A 16,641-nucleotide genomic window follows, 5' to 3' on the forward strand; every position below is an offset into this window, starting at 1 on the left:
TTGTAAGGGGGAACTAGAGATTGTCAACATCAACAGATTATATTCAAAAGTTGTTTGCAGACCGGATAGGTGGTGAACAATTCGGATTAACGAATGAAGTCTATAAATTTGAAAAAATCAAAAGGGTAAAAAGGGAGGCTATCCGTCAAAATCCTCATATCGAGTTTATTGATTTAGGAGTTGGAGAACCGGATGAAATGGCCGATCAAGCAGTCGTTCGAAAATTGGCAGACGAGGCAATGAAAAGGGAGAACCGCTTTTATGCGGATAATGGGATTCCTGATTTTAAACAGGCTGCCGCCACCTATATGCAAAACGTGTTTGGGGTAGATCATTTAAATCCGGAAACAGAAATTAACCATGTGATTGGTTCAAAATCGGCATTGGCTATGCTTCCCGCTGCATTTATCAATCCTTTTGATATTACGCTTATGCCAACTCCTTGCTATCCCATTTTGGCAACACATACGAAATATTACGGAGGAGAAGTCGTTTATCTCCCACTATTAGAGGAAAATGGTTTTCTGCCTCAGCTTGATTTGTTAAGTGAAGGGGTTTTGAAAAAAACAAAGCTACTCTATTTAAATTACCCGAATAATCCGACGGGAGCGACGGCGACCCGAGAATTCTTTGAAGAGGTAGTCCAATTTGCCAAGAAAAATGAACTGATTGTTGTCCATGATGCAGCCTATGCCGCCTTGGTATTTGATGGGGAGAGACCTCTTAGTTTCCTCTCGATCCCAGGAGCAAAAGAAGTAGGGGTGGAGCTTCATTCTTTATCAAAGTCGTTCAATATGACAGGATGGCGAATTGGATTTATTGCGGGGAATGAGAAATTGGTCAAAGCATTTGCCACGGTAAAAGACAATATGGACTCAGGACAATTTATCGCGATTCAAAAAGCGGCGGCGTATGCTTTACATCACCCTGAAATGACGGAGAAAATTGCTGAAAAGTATTCACGACGGCATCACTTACTCGCAGAAGCATTACGAGAATGTGGCTTTCAAGCCAAAAAACCAAAAGGGTCCTTCTTTCTATATACAAAAGTTCCAAAGGCCATTGCAGGAGGACCTATTTTTCAAACAGCTGAGGAGTTTAGCCAGTATTTACTCCGTGAACATTTAATCTCAAGCGTTCCTTGGGATGAAACCGGCCATGAAGTACGCTTTTCCGTCACCTTCCAAGCAAACGGGGAGGAAGAAGAACGGCGAGTAATAGGAGAAATAAAAGCAAGACTGAAAAAAGTACCATTCATTTTTGAAGAGGGGGAGTAAGATGGATTTTGTAAAAATGCATGGTCTTGGGAACTCATATATTCTTTTCAATTTATTAGAGTCTACGGACGAAATGGGGGACTTTTCCTACCTTTCGAAAAAGGTTTCCGATGTGAATTTTGGAATTGGATCAGATGGCATCCTTTTAATTTGCCCTTCCAAAATAGCCGATTTCAAAATGCGGATTTTTAACATTGATGGTTCAGAAGGAAAAAATTGTGGCAATGGCTTACGATGTGTGGCGAAATATCTATTTGACCATCTATACACAACATCTCCTCGTTTCACAATTGAAACATTAGGCGGAGTCGTCCGTGTAGAAGTAGAAATAGACGAACATGAATTAGTGGAATTCGTCACAGTGGATATGGGAGAACCGCAATGGATCAAAATGTCCATTCCGATGATCGGGGATCCTTTTCTCCCGGCGATTGCTGAACCTTTTTCAATTGGGGATGAGGAATTTGAAATGACATGTGTTTCAATGGGAAACCCCCATGCTATTCTCTTTGTTGACAATGTAGATGATGTTCCATTAGAAAAAATCGGTCCTGAAATTGAATATTCCCCTCTCTTTCCTGAAAGAGTGAATGTCGGAATTGTAGAAATCCAAAATCAAAGGGAATTCAAATATCGCGTATGGGAAAGAGGATCAGGTCTTACGATGGCATGTGGAACTGGAGCATGTGCGGCAGTTGTCGCCGCCACACTTACGAATCGAATAGAAAAGCATCAACAAACAACGGTTCATCTTCCTGGAGGAGATTTAACGATAAGTTGGGATCAACAAAATCATGTTTGGAAAAGAGGAGCCGCTGCTTATATTTGTACAGGGAAATTGCAAATGGAGGGGGATCTCCCGCGCTCTAGGGCAATTTGACCATATTGATTTCCATTTTATTACAAACTGGAGGTAATGAGGATGACAAACAACACAAAAATTGAGCAAATTTTTCAAATGGTAAAGGAACAAGATGTCCGTTATATTCGTTTACAGTTTACAGATTTATTTGGAACGATTAAAAATGTGGAAATTCCTGTGAGCCAGTTATCAAAAGCACTTGATAATAAAATGATGTTTGATGGCTCTTCCATCGAGGGCTTCGTTCGGATCGAGGAATCCGATATGTATTTATATCCTGATTTGGACACGTTCGTCATTTTTCCTTGGACAGCTGAAAAAGGGAAAGTAGCCCGTTTTATTTGTGATATTTATCATCCAGATGGAACGCCATTTGAAGGGGATCCGCGCAATAATTTAAAAAGGATGTTAAAGGAAATGCAACAATTAGGGTTCACAGATTTTAATGTCGGCCCTGAACCTGAATTTTTCTTATTCAAGTTAGATGAAAAAGGAGAACCTACTTTAGAGTTAAATGATCATGGGGGCTATTTTGACTTAGCGCCAACCGATCTTGGGGAAAATTGCCGAAGAGATATTGTCTTAGAACTAGAAGAAATGGGATTCGATATTGAAGCTTCCCATCATGAAGTGGCCCCTGGTCAACATGAAATTGATTTCAAGTATCAAAACGCATTAAAAGCTTGCGATGATATCCAAACATTTAAACTCGTCGTCAAAACGATCGCGCGAAAACATGGTCTTCATGCTACCTTTATGCCAAAGCCATTATTTGGAGTGAACGGGTCTGGAATGCATTGTAATTTATCATTATTTAAAAATGGAGAAAATGTCTTTTATGATCCAAATGGCACGTTGGAAATAAGTGATGTGGCGAGACAATTTATCGCAGGGGTTTTAAAACATGTGCCGAATTTTACCGCGATCACCAATCCAACCGTCAATTCTTATAAGCGATTAGTTCCCGGGTATGAGGCCCCATGCTATGTCGCTTGGTCAGCTAAAAATAGAAGTCCACTCATTCGAATTCCAGCTTCACGTGGGTTAAGTACTCGTGTAGAAGTTAGAAGTGTGGATCCATCAGCGAATCCGTATTTAGCGATGGCTGTTCAACTCGCCGCAGGATTAGATGGCATCAAAAATAATCTAACACCGCCAGAACCTGTGAACCGCAATATATATGTAATGACAAAAGAAGAGCGAATGGAAAGTGGCATTATGGATTTACCAGCGAATATGGCGGAAGCTCTAGAAAATTTAAAAAGCGATGAAGTGATCATCCATGCATTAGGAAGTCATTTATTCGAACATTTCGTTGAAGCCAAGCAAATTGAATGGGACCTGTTCCGCACACAAGTTCACCCTTGGGAACGTGAACAATATCTGTCACTTTACTAATCGTTCGTTACAAGTCAAGGAAAGAGTGAATAGGAAGTGGAAAAAGGAATAGTGGGGGGATTTTCTCCCCCCCATATAAAAAATGAGGGTCTTATCATTTCTTTTATCATGATCAGGGGGAATGTTGAATGGATGAATTGTATCTATTAAATAGTATATGGATTCTTTTAGGAGCCATTTTGGTGATTTTCATGCAAGGTGGTTTTATTCTACTTGAAGCAGGTTCAACCCGAATGAAAAATGCCGGGCATATCGCAGGAAAGACGCTGTTTACCTTTAGCATTGCATCCATTATGTTTTGGGCTGTTGGATATGGATTGATTTTTGGAAAGAATCCTAATTTCTTTGTAGGATGGTCAGACTTTTTCTATTCCGGTCAAGAAATAGATGGGGCTAATTATTCTGGAGCCACTTTCTTTTTATTTCAATTAGCATTCGCAGGCATTTCGCTCACCATTGCCTTTGGAGGGTTTGCAGAGCGTGCCAAACTTTCCGTGTATTTAGTATTTGCCCTTTTGTTTTCAAGCTTGGTTTACCCCATTGTCGCTCATTGGATTTGGGGGGGAGGCTGGTTAGCCGAGCATGGAAAACAAGATTTTGCCGGTTCTACTGTCGTGCATTTGACAGGAGCCATGGCTGCATTTGCTGGCTCGATTCTTTTGAAACCTAGAATTGGAAAATATCAAAATGATGGCAAAGCCAATGATCTACGTGGTCATAATCAAGTCTATACAGCATTAGGTGTCATTATCCTCTGGTTTGGGTGGTTCGGTTTTAACGCAGGGAGTACATTAAGTGTAGATGATGGATTTTTCGGGTTTGTGGCGCTGAATACAAACTTAGCGGCTGCAGCGGGGGCCATTAGCGCTTTATTAATCTCATGGGTTGCGCTAGGAAAGGCCGATATTCCCACAATCATGAACGGGGCACTTGCAGGACTTGTCGCCATAACCGCATCATGTGCCTTCGTTGAAACATGGGCAGCTGTTGTCATCGGGTTGATCGCAGGCGTACTGGTTTTCTATAGTGTAAAATTTTTCGAAAAATGCAAAATTGATGACCCAATCTATGCTTTATCTGTTCATGGGGTTGCTGGGATCTTTGGAACTTTATCCACAGGGTTTTTCGCAACGCCAGAATTAGCGACGGTAGGGAAGCCAGGGTTATTTTATGGCGGAGGATTCACCCAACTAGGGGTTCAAGCAATGGGCGTAATCGTTTGTGCACTATATGCCTTCTCCGTTTCATTTGTCCTTTTATACATGATGAAAAAAGTAATGAATGGCCTTCGTGTAACAGAAGAAGAAGAATTAATGGGACTTGATTTAAGTGAACATGGCAGCTATGGATATCCGGAAGCTTTTACAACAAGCGAACCCGTACGACCTATAGGGCAAGAAGTTCGACCAAGTTCAAAACACGTTTTCCATGAATGAAACAAAAGCTGATACTGAAGAATCACTTTTCCTAATACAATATAGTGAAGGGGTGAGAATAAAAGAAAGGAAGGGGAAAAAGTGAATCCTCAAGAAGAATCCAATTCAAAATGGAAAGAAGAGTTCCGGGAATTAAAGGAATCCATCCAACGAATTGAAATGGACATTCAAGAGATCAAAAAAAGGCGTGAAACAATAACATTAGTGGGGCAAATCGGTGGAATCATTTTAGGAGCCATCGTATTAATTGGGATATTTTGGTGAATTTGTACTTGTTCGAATAATCTCATAGTAAAATTGAAAGGCTATGGCTGAGGTGATGAATCAATGGAAAGCAAAGAACATCAAAAGAAAAAAAACAGTCCCTTTGATCCAACCATCCCAATTGATCATGAAAAAGGAAAAAAATATTTAGAACAGCCATTGCCACAGCCAAAAGACTATGAAGAAATAGAGTATTAAAGAAGAAAGCCCACGATTCTTTTGTAAATCGTGGGCTTTTGACTGGAAAAAGTAAGGAAGATGAGATGTACCACCATATGTGGACACTTTAGTTGAGGTTCTATGCACGACTTTCAAGAAGATATGAGCGACTTTTGAAATATATGTGCGATTTTCAAAGAGATATGAGCGACTTTTTGAAATATATGAGCGACTTTCAAGGAGATATGAGCGACTTTTTGAATATATGTGCGACTTTCAAGGAGATATGAGCGACTTTTTGAATATATGTGCGACTTTCAAGGAGATATGAGCGACTTTTTGAAATATGCACGACTTTCAAGAAGATATGAGCGATCTTTGAAATATATGTGCGATTTTCAAAGAGATATGAGCGATTTTTGAAATATATGTGCGATTTTTTTAATATATCGATTATTTGACAAAAAACGACATAATCAGGCGATTGTTCACAACACCCATATTCCTCAAAAAACCAATTTTTGAATAAAAAAATGCCTCTGGCGGCATCGCATTGTTAGTTTATCTTGTAATCGCATTTTCCCATTTACGTATGCGCCGTAAGCTTGAAAGAGAACAACCCGAATGACTGAAGGTGAAGATGTGGTTATTTCCCTATCTTACTTATGTAACCATTCTTGGAATTGTGACGATATTGATTGCAATGGCCTTTATTGATCATATGCGCTCCCAGTTAGCCCTTACATTACTAATAGTACTCATTGTCATAGGTTCCTATTATCTGTTTCATAAAAATAATGAGAGGAAAGTGGGGATTGAAGAGGTTAAGGACTCAGAATCCATTCATACTTAAGGACTATTAATTGAACAGTCTTAAGTTCGTTCGATCATTTTTTAGTATTTCATTGAATGAAATCGCTTACAAATTTTTATCTGCGGTTTATTAAATCGTGGATTTTTTAATTCCTTTTAAAAAAATGCTTTCAAGCTGATAACATCAAAAATCGCCTGTTTTGGAGTCGGAAACATATGTTTTGGGGGGATATTTTCTGTTTTCAGTACTGAAAGCTAATTTGTCAGGGGCAAAATCTTTCTTTTATAGTGACTGTAAGATTTAAAAATTAAGGAGGATTTTACCATGAAAAAATTATTAATCGATGACAAACTGATGATCCTTTTACCACAATTGGCTGTGAAAATAGGATTAAATGAGGCGATTTTTCTTCAGCAGCTACATTATTGGTTAGGAAAAAGCAAACATCAATATGTAGGGAAAAGATGGGTTTATAACACATTAGGGGGCTGGCAAAAGCAATTCCCCTTTTGGTCTGAAAGCACATTAAAAAGAATGATTAATAGTCTGCAAAAAAAGGGATTCATCCTTATTATGAAAAATAGAAAAACAAAATGGTACACGATCGACTATGAAAAAATAGAGGAACTTATTCAAACAGACGAGAAGTCGATGGGTCAACATGAACAAATAGGGGGTCAAATGGATCCAATGTCGGCTCAAAATGAACCGATCCTTGGTTCAAAACGGACGGATGAACAGGTCATAATGAACCGCCTATTAACAGATAGTACAACAGAGAATACTTCAGAGAATTCGACAGAAATAATGAAGGAGCAATATTTATATGAAACAGCTATAACCTTTTTTGAACAAAACGGATTTGGAAAAAGAACATCGTCTACAACCAAAAAAATTACGATATGGAGTGAAAAATTATCTGAAGAGCTTGTTCTCCATGCAATGAACATGGCAGCAAATAGGGGAATTACAAACTGGAATTATGTCGAGGCCATATTAAGAAATTGGGAAAATCAGAATATCCAATCCATTGAGCAACTAAACCACAATACAAGATCTTATCCAACACGAGACTCTCAAAGAACATCACTACGAGTTGAAAAGCTTCCACAATGGTTTATAGAACAGACAGATCAACCCAAAACCCAAACAACAGAACCTCCCGATGCCAATTTTGAAATTGAAAAAGAAAAACTACAAGAAATGCTGAGAAAACGGCTAGAGAAACAAATGGTACAAACAACATAAATCTTCTAGTTTCTAAGGATGTGAATATGGAAAAATCCTAGGAAGCATATGTGGAAAAAAGTTTAAAAAAAGTAAAGGAAAAAGACATGAGCAAATAGCAAAAGCACATCATTATCATTTCGATTTGTTTACATTGACTTTTCTCGTTTTGGGTCATTTGTTAGTCTTTAGTGATTCGATTAGCGAGCAAAACGACCCTATATGGTAAAATAATGATAAGAATTTGAATGGGGATGGTGCAAAAATGCCGATATACAACAAACTTGTTCGTGACTATATTCCGGAAATTATACAACGCCAAGGAAAAGTATGTAAAACGAGAATATTAAACAAGGAAGAATATATAACAGAATTAAAGAAGAAGAAGTAAGGAAGAATTGCTAGAATACTTAAACTCAACGACCAATGAAGAAGCATTGGAAGAATTAGCCGATTTATTTGAAATTATCCATTCACTCGTAAAGGTTCATGGTGCGGATATTGAAAAATTGGAAGAGATTCGTAGACAAAAAGCTGTCCAACGTGGAGGCTTTCAAGAAAGAATTTTCTTAATTGAGGTTGAGGACGAATGACGAAAGTAACGCTTATTACCGAGTATTTAGGGGAGGAACTAATTCCAAAAATAGAAAAAGCAGATTCTGTTTGTGTGTTGACTTCTTTCGTCATGAAGTCAGGTGTTCAACTATTGTCCGAAGCATTGTGGAAAGCGGTAGAGCGTGGGGCAGAAGTGAAAGTATGTACAGGTGATTATTTATATATTACGCAACCAGATGCGCTTAAAATGTTATATGAAATACATGAAAAAATGGAAATCCGTTTATTTCGGAGTGGGGGGAAATCATTTCATCCGAAAGCTTATTTGTTAAAGGAAAAAAATGCGAACACCCTTTTTGTTGGTTCATCCAATTTGTCCGGATCGGCCTTTACAACGGGGATTGAGTGGAATATTTCAATTAGCGAAAATCATGAAGTATATGAACAGGCATTAAATGAGTTTTCAAAGTTATTTCAACATGAGCAAACCATCCCTATTAATAAAGAATCGATCCATACATATGAAAAAGAATATAGGGAATATCATCAAAGAAATCCGAATATTATTCATACTTGGACAAGCGCAGAAGAAATAGATTTGATGTTACCAGTAAGGAAAAAGAACTCGGAATTTGTAGTAGAAAACAAAGAACATTATGGAACCATTGAACCCCGATTTGCACAAGTAGAGGCTTTAAACCAGTTGGAGCAAACGATAGAGGAAGGATACAACAAGGCAATGGTTGTGATGGCAACCGGTCTTGGGAAAACCTATTTAGCCGCCTTTTTTGCTCGTAAATTTAAACGGGTATTATTTATTGCCCATCGGGAGGAAATTTTACATCAAGCTCAAGCCTCTTTTAATAAGGTCATCCCTGATAAAACTTCTGGTATTTACAATGGATTTTTAAAAGAAGATGGAGATTTTATCTTTGCTTCTGTTTTTACTTTAAGTATGAAGCAACATCTGCAACATTTTAAACGCGATGAATTTGATTTAATTGTAATTGACGAATTTCATCATGCAGCTTCGCAATCTTATCAAAAAATGATCGATTATTTTCAACCAGAATTTTTACTTGGCATAACAGCAACACCAGATCGAAACGACCAAAAAGATGTATATGCAATTTGCGATGGGAATATTGCCTATAGGATCGATTTTATTGAAGCCGTCCAACGCGGGTGGTTAGCCCCTTTCCATTATTATGGAGTCTATGATGATACGGACTATAGTCAAATTCGCTGGTTAGGTTCGAAATATGATCAAGAACAACTTCTACAGGCACAACTAAAGGAAGAAATGGCTCAAAAGATTTTATTAGCTTGGGAGGAACATAAACAAACTAGATCATTAATATTTTGCTCTTCAATAAGACAAGCTAATTTTCTTTCCCAATTTTTTAATCGAAGTGGTTATCAAACCGTTAGTCTACATTCAAAGCAACAAGATATAGGAAGAAAGGAGGCAATCAATCAATTAGAAGAGAAGAAACTGGATGCGATTTTCACCGTTGATTTATTTAATGAAGGGATTGATATCCCATCTGTTGATACGATTTTGTTTGCACGCCCAACAGAGTCTTTAACTGTTTTTACCCAGCAAATTGGAAGGGGATTGCGACTTCATTCTTCCAAAAGTCATTGTGTAATTATCGATTTAATTGGGAACTACCGTAACGCCGATATAAAGCTATCCCTATTTCAGGTTGAGTTGAAAAAAACAAAGAACAGAAAAATTGCTCCTGTCATTCCTGAAAGTTGTGAATTCAATTTAGACATACAATCTATTAATTTATTGGAAGAACTACGTAAAAAGCGGCAACCACGTAAAGAAAAGCTGAAAAATGCTTATATGCAATTAAAAGAAGAGTTGGGGCGACGTCCTACATATCAAGAATTATTTTTAAATGGAACTATCGAAGTGATTCAATATTATAAAGAATTTAAATCCTATTTTGCTTTTTTACATTGGGCGGAAGAATTAACTGAAAAGGAAATAGAACTATATATCCGTTATGAAAATTGGCTAAAAGAGATCGAAAAAACAGGCATGCAAAAAAGTTATAAAATGATTGTATTGCTTGGAATGCTAAAAAAGGGGAAACATAATTGGTATCGATCCACAACACCTGAGGAAATAGCCCCATTTTTTCATCATTATTTGATGGAGAAAGAGTATCGAAAGCGAATCGATTTTTCAGATAAATCCTCTCGTACATTATGGAAGTATGAGGAAAAGAAAGTAGCCAATTTAATCGCCAAAATGCCGATGTCTAAATGGAGTGGATCTTCCCAAGGGATGATATCTTTTGAAAAAAATATTTTCAAGCTCAATTTTGATGTACTAAACGAAGACGAGGACATCCTTTTTCATTGGACGAGGGAAGTATGTGAAAAACGACTGATGGAGTATTTCGCTAGGAAAGGGGAATGATAATGCCATGCAATCTTGTCATTTTTGTAATCAAGAACAATTAATCATTTTATTAGAAAACCAATGGGCTTTAGCTTTTTTTGATCGGTTTCCTGTGAGTCGTGGTCATCTTCTAATTATCCCCAAACGTCATGTAAGTGATTTTTTTGATACAACATTAGAGGAACGGATGGCAATGAATGACTTAATGGAGAAGGGGAAGAAGCTCTTAGATCAAAAGTATGAACCGCACGGCTATAATATTGGAATCAACTGTGGGGGAGCGGCTGGGCAAACGATTTTTCATGTTCATCTTCATTTGATTCCAAGATACGACGGTGATATGTTGGATCCTAGTGGAGGGGTTCGGGGCGTAATACCTTGGAAGCAGAAATATAAATAGGGCGAATTTGGAAATTTCGTATTAAAAATGAGAGAGAGATAGATTCAGATAACAGTCGAGTTGAGTTGATGTTTCTATTTCGGTTGTTTAGATAAGCGGCTAGAACCTCTCTCATTTTAATGGGAGGATATTTCACCCGAGTAGTGAAAGTATACATACCCGAGTGAATGGTTGGGTTATTCGATGGCGTTTTCGACATCATAATCCGCTAGGTCAATCTCCATTTCCCTATCTAATGCTAGTTTTGCCAGTTCCGATCCAAGATAAGGGCCCACTGTAAGGCCAGAAGCTCCAAGGCCATTTGCCACGAGGATCTCATTATATTGGGGGATTGGTCCAATAATCGGGAGAAACCCTGGGGTAAATGGTCGGAATCCGACTCGTACTTCAAGGACGGTGCTATCTGCTAATCCAGGTGCGTAATGTAATGCCTTTCCCAAGACTTCATGAATTCCACTAGCGGTCATGCGGTGATCGAAACCTACATTATTTTCATGAGTGGCCCCAGCGATAATCCGATCTTGGAATGCTAATATGTATTGATCACTTGGTGGCATGACCACTGGCCATGTATCTGTTTTCGTATGGGGGAGATGTAAATGGACAATTTGGGCTTTTTGAAAATAAACATTAAATTGGATCCCAAGAGGCTTTAACAACTCGTCTGCCCAAGCTCCAGCTGTTATGATTATTTTTTCTGGAATAATTTCATGTTCATTCACTTGAACACTTGTTTTTTGTCTATCATGATGTAGTAATTTCGCATCCCCCTGTATGAAAGTAGCCCCATATCGTTTAGCAGATCGTATTAACGCATCTCGTAATGCTCGACCATCTACACGAGCAGCCCCACTGACAAAAACAGAACCAAGGCCCTCTAGTAGGGGAGGGAATCTTTTTTTGGTTTCCTCAGGTGTGAGGATTTTTACTTCGCCGATTTCAGGAGCTTCTTCCCGGCGCTTTAATGCCCGTTCTTTCATTGCTAGTAATTTTTCATGGTCATGATGGAGACTGATGGCTCCGACTCGGGCATATCCCGTGTGTTCTTCTCCGTCTTTTTGAAGATCTGTCATTAATTCAGGATAGTAACGCGCCCCATTTTTGGCGAGTCTATACCATGCTTTGTTACGACGTTGTGAAAGCCAAGGGCAAACAATCCCTGCTGCTGCATCTGTTGCTTGTCCTTTGTCTTTACGATCCATGATCACGACTTCTTCCCCGGCCTTTGCTAGATGATAGGCAGTAGATGCCCCAAGAATCCCAGCGCCAATGACACAATATTTTTTCTTCATTTATACAGACCCTTTCTTATATGTTGAATTCTTATGGAGTCCATTTTACCCGAAAAGTCGGAATGATGGGTAGAATCGTACCGAAAAGGGCGATGTCCCCCAAAAATAAGGACATCGCCATCTAATTTTTTAACGATCTTGTGTGTATTGGTCAATTTGGAATAGTGCTTAGAACAACATAAAGACTGGCATCTTCTTTCCCGTCATTTTTGAAAGAAAGTTCTTGCTCACTTGTGCAAATGAGCGAATCTAATTCTGATGCCTTGATCTGTTTGCCATCGATTGTAAATGTTCCCTCGCCAGTTAACACGAGTAAATGAACATTACTGTTTGGGTGTTTATGTGCAGGTAACTCTTGTCCGGGCTTGAAATTCAGGACAAATGTCGTGCTGGGTCCTTCTTTAAAAATGATTCGTTTCGTAAATCTTTCATTATGATACTCCATGAACTGTTTTACATTCTGTATGTTCATCTTTATTTCTCCACCTTTCATCCTGTATATATGTAGCATACATACTATTTACCATGATATGCAAATGGTAGGAACTTGTGGTCGTTTTTGGGAAACACGAGGGAATGAAGTTGAAACCATTAAGGGGAAAGGATCCTAGCTAGATTTGTTTATTATAGCGAGGAAAAACAGACACATCTAAAAACATAGATCCCACGCGATCACCCGACTTCAATGATTCAAGATATTTGTGTTCGTTAACGTGACAAAATCTAGCGAGGCTTCATTCGTCGTAGAATGAAGCCTGATTTTTCAGCGTTTTAACCTGAATAAATAATATAAAAACCAAACGGCATGATTTTGTTCATCAGCGGCTGCTCTTTGAATGATTTGTTTCATTTTTTGATCGGATACCATTTCAGCTAGATCTAGATAGAAATCAACCGTTTCTTGCTCGTCTTTTACACTGAAATGAAGTCCTTCCCGATAAGTGGTCGGACAACGTTCTGTCATTTGTGGAGTAGGTTTTCGTCCGGTTAAGGTAGTATACATTTGAGTGAATTGTCGTAGATGACGTATTTCATCTTGTTTAATTTCGATAATTTGATTTCTCTCTTCCGGATTTGGGGCCATATTGGCGATTTTTCCATAGCATTGAATGGCTGTATATTCTCCATTAATGGCTTTTTGAAAAAGACTCACAATATCATGGGTCTTTCGATCATATGAATAGTCATAAAAATTAATTGGGGCTTCATTAGGGGCATTGAAATATTGATAATAGGGATCCATCTACTTTTAAACCTCCTCAAGGGTTCCTCGTTGATATGATATGAAAAACAGTAAGAAAAGTGCTTGTGTAAACGATCCATAAGCAAATCTATATGTGAAAAACAAATCTTTTCTTTTAATCTTTCATTCATTTTCATAAGGTTTCATCCTAGTGTAAAAAAATATTTCATAAATGCTTGACTATTACTTTTATTCCTGATAATATATAAAACGTCGCAACAAGATAAAATAAGTAATAAAAGGTTATATTGGAAAGGATTTATTTCCGATTTAAAGAATTGATTTACTTTATTTTGAGAATGGAGGATTAGCTCAGCTGGGAGAGCACTTGCCTTACAAGCAAGGGGTCGGCGGTTCGATCCCGTCATCCTCCACCATAAGTGTAATGATTATGATAAAATGAGCCATTAGCTCAGTTGGTAGAGCATCTGACTTTTAATCAGAGGGTCGAAGGTTCGAGTCCTTCATGGCTCACCATTTGCCGGGGTGGCGGAACTGGCAGACGCACAGGACTTAAAATCCTGCGGTAGGTGACTACCGTACCGGTTCGATTCCGGTTCTCGGCACCACTTGCGCCCGTAGCTCAATTGGATAGAGCGTTTGACTACGGATCAAAAGGTTAGGGGTTCGACTCCTCTCGGGCGCGTTATCTATATTTCCATTTTGGGGCCTTAGCTCAGCTGGGAGAGCGCCTGCTTTGCACGCAGGAGGTCAGCGGTTCGATCCCGCTAGGCTCCACCAATATTGAACGATATAATGGCGGCGTAGCTCAGCTGGCTAGAGCGTACGGTTCATACCCGTGAGGTCGTGGGTTCGATTCCCTCCGCCGCTATGATCTTTACTTTTATGGAGGAATACCCAAGTCCGGCTGAAGGGATCGGTCTTGAAAACCGACAGGCGGGTTAAACCGCGCGGGGGTTCGAATCCCTCTTCCTCCGCCATCATGGTATACACTGGCTCAGTAGCTCAGTCGGTAGAGCAAAGGACTGAAAATCCTTGTGTCGGCGGTTCGATTCCGTCCTGAGCCACCATATTTCATCTTAATCTACTAAAAAAAATTTTGTTTGATCTGTAAGACGTTCAGAATATTTATCTTATTTCATTCATATAATGGAGGGGTAGCGAAGTGGCTAAACGCGGCGGACTGTAAATCCGCTCCCTATGGGTTCGGCAGTTCGAATCTGCCCCCCTCCACCATTTAGGGGCATAGTTTAACGGTAGAACAGAGGTCTCCAAAACCTCCAGTGTGGGTTCGATTCCTACTGCCCCTGTAATGACTTACATATTATTGGGCTATAGCCAAGTGGTAAGGCAACGGACTTTGACTCCGTCATTCGTAGGTTCGAATCCTGCTAGCCCAGTTCTTGTTGGCGGCATAGCCAAGTGGTAAGGCAGAGGTCTGCAAAACCTTTATCACCGGTTCAAATCCGGTTGCCGCCTCCAATTTAAGCGGGTGTAGTTTAGTGGTAAAACTACAGCCTTCCAAGCTGTTGTCGTGGGTTCGATTCCCATCACCCGCTCCAAAATTTCATCATTAGATGATGATTCCGCAGTAGCTCAGTGGTAGAGCTATCGGCTGTTAACCGATCGGTCGTAGGTTCGAATCCTACCTGCGGAGCCAAATAAATGGCCCGTTGGTCAAGCGGTTAAGACACCGCCCTTTCACGGCGGTAACACGGGTTCGAATCCCGTACGGGTCATAGAAAAAAACCACAAAATGGAGATTTCCATTTTGTGGTTTTTTTGTATTTAATCTAGTATACTAACTAAATAAGTTTCTTTATTTACCAATAGATTAATGACCAGTGGCGAATTGATTTTGCTTTAAGAAAATTCCACAATAGAGGGGTTAAAGGAGGTGCGGGAGTGGGGTTGTTTTTTTGGCCATTTATGATAGCTTCCATTATATTTTCGTTTATCGCTTTAATTTTAAAAAGGCCGATATTTCTAGTGATTTCTTGCTTACTAGTCACTCCATTATCACTCTACTTAACTGCAACGCCACATTTTGAATGGTGGGGGGTGATCTTCCCATTCTTTTACCTCGGGGCCGCTTTATCCCTAAGCAAAAATATGAGATGGCTATCGGTGGTGTTGATTTCTCCAAATTAATCTAGTATACTAACTAAATAAGTTTCTTTATTTACCAATAGATTAATGACCAGTGGCGAATTGATTTTGCTTTAAGAAAATTCCACAATAGAGGGGTTAAAGGAGGTGCGGGAGTGGGGTTGTTTTTTTGGCCATTTATGATAGCTTCCATTATATTTTCGTTTATCGCTTTAATTTTAAAAAGGCCGATATTTCTAGTGATTTCTTGCTTACTAGTCACTCCATTATCACTCTACTTAACTGCAACGCCACATTTTGAATGGTGGGGGGTGATCTTCCCATTCTTTTACCTCGGGGCCGCTTTATCCCTAAGCAAAAATATAAGATGGCTATCGGTGGTGTTGATTTCTCCAAATATTTTACTAATTGGATGGATGGGATACGTGATAATTCATCCATAGTGAATGAAACTAAACCCATCCAAAATCGCATGTTTTCTTTAATAAGATGGACGGGATGATCCTAAAAAAGGGGGGATTTAATTGAAGCTTCGCGAAGATTTGCTTCAAATAGTTGGAGAAGAGAGTAGAATTTCGACGAATGAAATGGTTTTAATTCAGCATGGTCATGGAATATCTTATCATCCAGGAAAATTGCCGGATGTTGTTGTTTTTCCAGTTGATAAAGAAGAGGTAAGACGAATTGTTCGCTATGCCAATGTCTACAGATATTTGTGTCCCCATTTCAAAATTGCCTGAAGCTATAACCAATACTAGAAAACTAGCAGATCAGTATAAAATTGATGCGGCCATTTTTGGTCATGTTGGCGATGGAAATGATCATAGTATCCTGCCGATGGATGTAGATGACCAGAAAGAAATGGAAAAAGTTCAACAACTACATGATGAAATGGTCCATTTTGCTTTAGCACATGACGGGACTTGTACAGGGGAGCATGGAATCGGTATTGGAAAGAGAAAGTATTTATATAAAGAACACCTAACAAGCATCCCAATGATGAAAGCTATCAAGCATTCTTTTGATCCTAATGGATCTTGAATCCTGGTAAACTCTTTTTTGATGAATAGAATCAAGGTTCTTGCAGAATCTATGAGAAAGAGGAGCCTTCTAACAAAGGTTCCTCTTTTTGCTTCTTCGCTGTTTAAAGTGTCATAGTAGTGTCCATACTGAATTCTAAACTAATAGAATTCAGGTGATGGAATATGTTAATAGAAGTTCAGGA

14 protein-coding genes, 15 tRNA genes and 2 pseudogenes are annotated in these 16,641 nt (G+C 39.0%); 28 read left to right on the forward strand and 3 right to left on the reverse strand.

The features are described 5' to 3' along the window. Nucleotides 1-20 precede the first annotated feature (20 nt). The 11 genes and pseudogenes from J2S13_RS12540 (at nt 21) to J2S13_RS12590 (ending at nt 10,811) form a co-directional block, all read left to right on the forward strand. Complete coding sequence (locus tag J2S13_RS12540; protein WP_307258120.1) at nt 21-1,277, forward strand: LL-diaminopimelate aminotransferase; 1,257 nt, start codon at nt 21-23, stop codon at nt 1,275-1,277. 1 nt (nt 1,278) lies between these two features. Further along, entirely contained in the window at nt 1,279-2,157 is an 879-nt protein-coding gene (gene dapF / locus J2S13_RS12545) for a diaminopimelate epimerase (protein WP_307258121.1), read from the forward strand. 42 nt (nt 2,158-2,199) lie between these two features. Further along, a complete protein-coding gene (gene glnA / locus J2S13_RS12550; RefSeq protein ID WP_307258122.1) occupies nt 2,200-3,537 on the forward strand; it encodes a type I glutamate--ammonia ligase in 1,338 nt (445 codons plus the stop codon). A gap of 128 nt (nt 3,538-3,665) precedes the next feature. Next, nucleotides 3,666-4,973, forward strand: coding sequence for an ammonium transporter (locus tag J2S13_RS12555; RefSeq protein WP_307258123.1), 1,308 nt, complete (start codon nt 3,666-3,668; stop codon nt 4,971-4,973). Between the two features lie 81 nt (nt 4,974-5,054). After that, nucleotides 5,055-5,237: a hypothetical protein gene (locus J2S13_RS12560; protein WP_307258125.1), complete on the forward strand. Its 183-nt coding sequence runs from the start codon at nt 5,055-5,057 to the stop codon at nt 5,235-5,237. A 63-nt stretch (nt 5,238-5,300) separates the two neighbouring features. After that, nucleotides 5,301-5,435 carry a hypothetical protein gene (locus tag J2S13_RS12565; protein ID WP_307258126.1) on the forward strand — a complete coding sequence of 45 codons (135 nt, stop codon included), beginning with the start codon at nt 5,301-5,303 and terminating at the stop codon, nt 5,433-5,435. Between the two features lie 493 nt (nt 5,436-5,928). Further along, nucleotides 5,929-6,249, forward strand: a pseudogene (locus J2S13_RS12570) (GABA permease); the annotation flags it as partial. A 285-nt stretch (nt 6,250-6,534) separates the two neighbouring features. Continuing rightward, nucleotides 6,535-7,458, forward strand: coding sequence for a DnaD domain-containing protein (locus J2S13_RS12575; protein WP_307258127.1), 924 nt, complete (start codon nt 6,535-6,537; stop codon nt 7,456-7,458). 244 nt (nt 7,459-7,702) lie between these two features. Continuing rightward, nucleotides 7,703-8,030 (forward strand): annotated as a pseudogene (locus J2S13_RS12580) (nucleoside triphosphate pyrophosphohydrolase). Continuing rightward, the gene (locus J2S13_RS12585; RefSeq protein WP_307258128.1) at nt 8,027-10,429 is read left to right on the forward strand and encodes a DEAD/DEAH box helicase family protein; all 2,403 of its coding nucleotides are present in this window, start codon (nt 8,027-8,029) and stop codon (nt 10,427-10,429) included. Before J2S13_RS12580 ends, J2S13_RS12585 begins: the two are co-directional and overlap by 4 nt. 7 nt (nt 10,430-10,436) lie before the next feature. Further along, nucleotides 10,437-10,811 (forward strand): HIT family protein, encoded by a 375-nt coding sequence (locus J2S13_RS12590; protein WP_307258129.1) that lies wholly within the window; start codon nt 10,437-10,439, stop codon nt 10,809-10,811. A 176-nt stretch (nt 10,812-10,987) separates the two neighbouring features. Here J2S13_RS12590 and J2S13_RS12595 read toward each other — a convergent pair whose 3' ends face one another. The 3 genes from J2S13_RS12595 to J2S13_RS12605 all read right to left on the reverse strand — a co-directional run bounded on the left by J2S13_RS12595 (nt 10,988) and on the right by J2S13_RS12605 (nt 13,346). Further along, nucleotides 10,988-12,103 (reverse strand): NAD(P)/FAD-dependent oxidoreductase, encoded by a 1,116-nt coding sequence (locus J2S13_RS12595; RefSeq protein ID WP_307258130.1) that lies wholly within the window; start codon nt 12,101-12,103, stop codon nt 10,988-10,990. Nucleotides 12,104-12,254: 151 nt separating this feature from the next. Further along, the gene (locus tag J2S13_RS12600; protein WP_307258131.1) at nt 12,255-12,575 is read right to left on the reverse strand and encodes a cupin domain-containing protein; all 321 of its coding nucleotides are present in this window, start codon (nt 12,573-12,575) and stop codon (nt 12,255-12,257) included. A gap of 291 nt (nt 12,576-12,866) precedes the next feature. Further along, on the reverse strand, nt 12,867-13,346 hold the full coding sequence (locus J2S13_RS12605) for a ferritin-like domain-containing protein (protein ID WP_307258133.1): 480 nt from the start codon (nt 13,344-13,346) through the stop codon (nt 12,867-12,869). A gap of 301 nt (nt 13,347-13,647) precedes the next feature. On the opposite strand from J2S13_RS12605, the gene J2S13_RS12610 reads away from it, so the two are divergent. The 17 genes from J2S13_RS12610 (at nt 13,648) to J2S13_RS12690 (ending at nt 16,457) form a co-directional block, all read left to right on the forward strand. Beyond that, nucleotides 13,648-13,723 (forward strand) — tRNA-Val (locus J2S13_RS12610). 24 nt (nt 13,724-13,747) lie between these two features. Beyond that, a tRNA-Lys gene (locus J2S13_RS12615) sits at nt 13,748-13,823 on the forward strand. 3 nt (nt 13,824-13,826) lie between these two features. After that, a tRNA-Leu gene (locus J2S13_RS12620) sits at nt 13,827-13,915 on the forward strand. 3 nt (nt 13,916-13,918) lie between these two features. Then, nucleotides 13,919-13,992 (forward strand) — tRNA-Arg (locus J2S13_RS12625). Nucleotides 13,993-14,011: 19 nt separating this feature from the next. After that, nucleotides 14,012-14,087: transfer RNA gene (locus tag J2S13_RS12630), tRNA-Ala, on the forward strand. 17 nt (nt 14,088-14,104) lie between these two features. Continuing rightward, nucleotides 14,105-14,178, forward strand: a tRNA-Met gene (locus tag J2S13_RS12635). Nucleotides 14,179-14,194: 16 nt separating this feature from the next. After that, nucleotides 14,195-14,287 (forward strand) — tRNA-Ser (locus J2S13_RS12640). Between the two features lie 14 nt (nt 14,288-14,301). Further along, nucleotides 14,302-14,377: transfer RNA gene (locus J2S13_RS12645), tRNA-Phe, on the forward strand. An 81-nt stretch (nt 14,378-14,458) separates the two neighbouring features. Next, nucleotides 14,459-14,543, forward strand: a tRNA-Tyr gene (locus J2S13_RS12650). A 3-nt stretch (nt 14,544-14,546) separates the two neighbouring features. Further along, nucleotides 14,547-14,617: transfer RNA gene (locus J2S13_RS12655), tRNA-Trp, on the forward strand. 18 nt (nt 14,618-14,635) lie between these two features. After that, nucleotides 14,636-14,707 (forward strand) — tRNA-Gln (locus J2S13_RS12660). Between the two features lie 8 nt (nt 14,708-14,715). Beyond that, nucleotides 14,716-14,789 (forward strand) — tRNA-Cys (locus J2S13_RS12665). Between the two features lie 6 nt (nt 14,790-14,795). Beyond that, a tRNA-Gly gene (locus J2S13_RS12670) sits at nt 14,796-14,869 on the forward strand. 23 nt (nt 14,870-14,892) lie between these two features. Further along, nucleotides 14,893-14,967, forward strand: a tRNA-Asn gene (locus J2S13_RS12675). A 7-nt stretch (nt 14,968-14,974) separates the two neighbouring features. Next, nucleotides 14,975-15,046: transfer RNA gene (locus J2S13_RS12680), tRNA-Glu, on the forward strand. Between the two features lie 894 nt (nt 15,047-15,940). After that, the gene (locus tag J2S13_RS12685; RefSeq protein ID WP_307258135.1) at nt 15,941-16,156 is read left to right on the forward strand and encodes a hypothetical protein; all 216 of its coding nucleotides are present in this window, start codon (nt 15,941-15,943) and stop codon (nt 16,154-16,156) included. Next, nucleotides 16,110-16,457: an FAD-linked oxidase C-terminal domain-containing protein gene (locus tag J2S13_RS12690; protein WP_307258138.1), complete on the forward strand. Its 348-nt coding sequence runs from the start codon at nt 16,110-16,112 to the stop codon at nt 16,455-16,457. The genes J2S13_RS12685 and J2S13_RS12690 overlap by 47 nt, the downstream gene beginning before the upstream one ends. Nucleotides 16,458-16,641: the final 184 nt, after the last annotated feature.

It is taken from the genome of Oikeobacillus pervagus (assembly GCF_030813365.1).
GTDB lineage: Bacteria > Bacillota > Bacilli > Bacillales > DSM-23947 > Oikeobacillus > Oikeobacillus pervagus.

Coding starts and splice junctions, on each gene's coding strand:
- dapF (WP_307258121.1), top strand. CDS start 1,279: ATGGATTTTGTAAAAATGCATGGTCTTGGGAACTCATATATTCTTTTC.
- glnA (WP_307258122.1), top strand. CDS start 2,200: ATGACAAACAACACAAAAATTGAGCAAATTTTTCAAATGGTAAAGGAA.
- J2S13_RS12555 (WP_307258123.1), top strand. CDS start 3,666: ATGGATGAATTGTATCTATTAAATAGTATATGGATTCTTTTAGGAGCC.
- J2S13_RS12565 (WP_307258126.1), top strand. CDS start 5,301: ATGGAAAGCAAAGAACATCAAAAGAAAAAAAACAGTCCCTTTGATCCA.
- J2S13_RS12575 (WP_307258127.1), top strand. CDS start 6,535: ATGAAAAAATTATTAATCGATGACAAACTGATGATCCTTTTACCACAA.
- J2S13_RS12585 (WP_307258128.1), top strand. CDS start 8,027: ATGACGAAAGTAACGCTTATTACCGAGTATTTAGGGGAGGAACTAATT.
- J2S13_RS12590 (WP_307258129.1), top strand. CDS start 10,437: ATGCAATCTTGTCATTTTTGTAATCAAGAACAATTAATCATTTTATTA.
- J2S13_RS12595 (WP_307258130.1), bottom strand. CDS start 12,103: ATGAAGAAAAAATATTGTGTCATTGGCGCTGGGATTCTTGGGGCATCT.
- J2S13_RS12600 (WP_307258131.1), bottom strand. CDS start 12,575: ATGAACATACAGAATGTAAAACAGTTCATGGAGTATCATAATGAAAGA.
- J2S13_RS12605 (WP_307258133.1), bottom strand. CDS start 13,346: ATGGATCCCTATTATCAATATTTCAATGCCCCTAATGAAGCCCCAATT.
- J2S13_RS12690 (WP_307258138.1), top strand. CDS start 16,110: ATGCCAATGTCTACAGATATTTGTGTCCCCATTTCAAAATTGCCTGAA.